The organism is Pseudomonas weihenstephanensis (assembly GCF_001043055.1).
Lineage (GTDB): Bacteria > Pseudomonadota > Gammaproteobacteria > Pseudomonadales > Pseudomonadaceae > Aquipseudomonas > Aquipseudomonas weihenstephanensis.
This window is the reverse complement of sequence record NZ_JYLF01000019.1, coordinates 1-2424: the sequence shown is the minus strand read 5'-3', so window position 1 is coordinate 2424 and position 2424 is coordinate 1. Positions and strand designations below refer to the sequence as shown.

General features: G+C 60.8%; 3 protein-coding genes. All 3 read left to right on the top strand.

Translation table 11 applies throughout. The features are described from left to right. On the top strand, positions 1 to 534 hold a 534-nt coding region (locus tag TU86_RS21995; RefSeq protein ID WP_048366436.1), incomplete at its 5' end, for a phage portal protein. Positions 535 to 537: 3 nt separating this feature from the next. Then, on the top strand, positions 538 to 1398 hold the full coding sequence (locus tag TU86_RS21990) for a head maturation protease, ClpP-related (protein ID WP_048366435.1): 861 nt from the start codon (positions 538 to 540) through the stop codon (positions 1396 to 1398). Positions 1399 to 1459: 61 nt separating this feature from the next. Beyond that, the coding region (locus tag TU86_RS21985) for a phage major capsid protein (protein WP_048366434.1) at positions 1460 to 2424 on the top strand (965 nt) is incomplete at its 3' end.

The following is a 2424-nucleotide window of genomic DNA, read 5'->3' as shown; positions in this document are numbered from 1 at the left end:
CAGGGCATTACCCCTGAGTCCATCGGCATCGACCCCGTGGATGCGCAACTGCTGGAATCACGCACCTTCAGCATCGAAGAGATTTGCCGCTGGTTTGGCGTGCCGCCGTGGATGGTGGGCAAAACCGATTCCGGCAGCAACTGGGGCACTGGCCTTGAACAGCAGATGATCGCGTTCCTGACCTTCTGCATCAGCTCACTCACCTCGCAAATCCAACAGTGCGTCAACAAACGGCTGCTGACCCCGGTAGAGCGCGTGACCCATTACGCCGAGTTCTCGCTGGAAGCCTTCCTCAAGGCGGACACCGCAGGGCGGGCGGCCTGGTACAGCCAAATGACACAAAACGGAATCATGACCCGTGACGAATGCCGGGGCAAAGAGAACCTGCCGCGCCGTGGCGGCAACGCTGACGTGCTCACGGTGCAAACCAACCTTTCCCCGATTGACCAACTTGGCCAATCCAACGACGGGCAAGCTGCAAGAGCGGCCCTGATGAACTGGTTACAACAGCCAGAAACTACCGCTCAGGAGTGAATCATGCAGATCCAAGCCAATCGCGACTTGCGTTGCGAAATCAGCCCGCGCGCGCTCGATATGTGGAACCCCGACCTGCGGGCCGCCGTAGAAACGGCTACAGACACCATCACCATGTACGGCGTGATCGGTGAAGACTGGTGGGGTGAGGGCGTCACGCTCAAACGCATTGATTCAGCCCTGCGCGCCATCGGCGACAAACCGGTCACGGTGTACATCAACTCACCGGGCGGCGACATGTTTGAAGGCATCGCCATTTACAACCGCCTGCGCGAACACTCGCAACCGGTCGCCGTCAAAGTGCTGGGCCTGGCTGCCTCGGCCGCGTCAGTCATTGCAATGGCGGGCAGCACCCGCGAGGTCGCCAAAAGCGCGTTTCTGATGATCCACAACTGCTGGACCTGGCTGGCCGCCAACCGCCACGGCCTGCGCGAAGCTGCCGACCAGATGGAAGAATTCGACAAGGCGATGATCGGGCTTTACGCCGACACTAGCGGGCAAAGTGAAGACGACATCGAGGCCATGCTGGACGCCGAAACCTACCTCAGTGGCAGCAGCGCCCTTGAAAAGGGTTTCGCCACCGGGTTGATCGCCGCTGATGAGGTCAAAGAAGCCCCCGATGACGCCCTGACCCAAGCCCATGCCTCCCGAAAACTGGACGCGGCGCTGGCCAAGTCCGGCATGCCCCGCAGCGAGCGGCGCAAGCTGATTGCAGGCATCAAAAGCAACACGCCAAACGCTGTTGCAAGTGACACGCCCCGGGCTGTCCCGTTGGGTTCGCTCAGCGCTGCCCTCGATATGTGCGCGTTCGAAGAGACTGCCCATCAAGCCTCGTCCTTGATCGGCCTGATTCCGACGCGCTGATCCACATTCCTTAAACCCCAACCGCCTGATGGCGGTTTTTTCGTTTCAGCAGGTACCCACCATGCCAGACCTCTCCAAAATCGAAGCGTCACAGAAACAAACCCAAGCAGACCTCAAGGCCGTGGGCGACCAGATCAAGGCCTATGCCGAGCGCACGGAAAAAGAAATCAAGCACTCCGGCGACATGCAGACCGAAACCCGGGCCAAGGTCGACGAGCTGCTCAGCAAGCAGGGCGAGTTGCAAGCGCGCATGCAAGACGCTGAGCAAAAGTTGGTCAACGCGGGCAAGCGTCACGAACCGGAAATCCAGCAAACAGCCGGGCATCTGGTCGCCGCCAAAATGAGCGAAGAAGGCGTGACCAGTTCTTTCCGAGGCTCGCGCCGTGTTGAAGTGCCGCGCGCGGCCATTACCTCCGCGCCGGGATCGGGCGGCGCACTGGTTGCGCCGGACCGAGTTGGTGTGATCCTCGCCCCGCAGCGCCGTCTGACCATTCGTGACCTCGTCGCACCGGGCACCACCGGTGCCAACGCCGTCGAATACGTGCGCGAAACCGGCTTCACCAACAATGCCGCCATTGTCGGCGAGGGCTTGGCCAAGCCTTACAGCGACCTCACTTTCGGCCTTGAAAACGCAAACGTGCGCACCATTGCGCACCTGTTCAAAGGCAGCCGGCAAATCCTCGATGATGCGGCGGCGCTGCAAAGCTACATCGATGCCCGCGCCCGTTACGGCCTGCTGCTGGCCGAAGAGGCGCAACTGCTCTACGGCAACGGCACCGGCAATAACCTCAACGGCATCATCCCTCAGGCTCAGGTTTATAAGGCACCCACCGGGATCACCGTGGATGCTGAACAACGCATCGACCGCATTCGCCTTGCGCTGCTACAAGCCACCCTGGCCGAGTTTCCGTCTACCGGCATCGTCCTTAACCCGATCGACTGGGCAGCCATCGAACTGCTCAAGGACAGCGAGAACCGCTACATCATTGGCAAACCGCAAGAAGGCACCTCGCCGCGCTTGTGGAA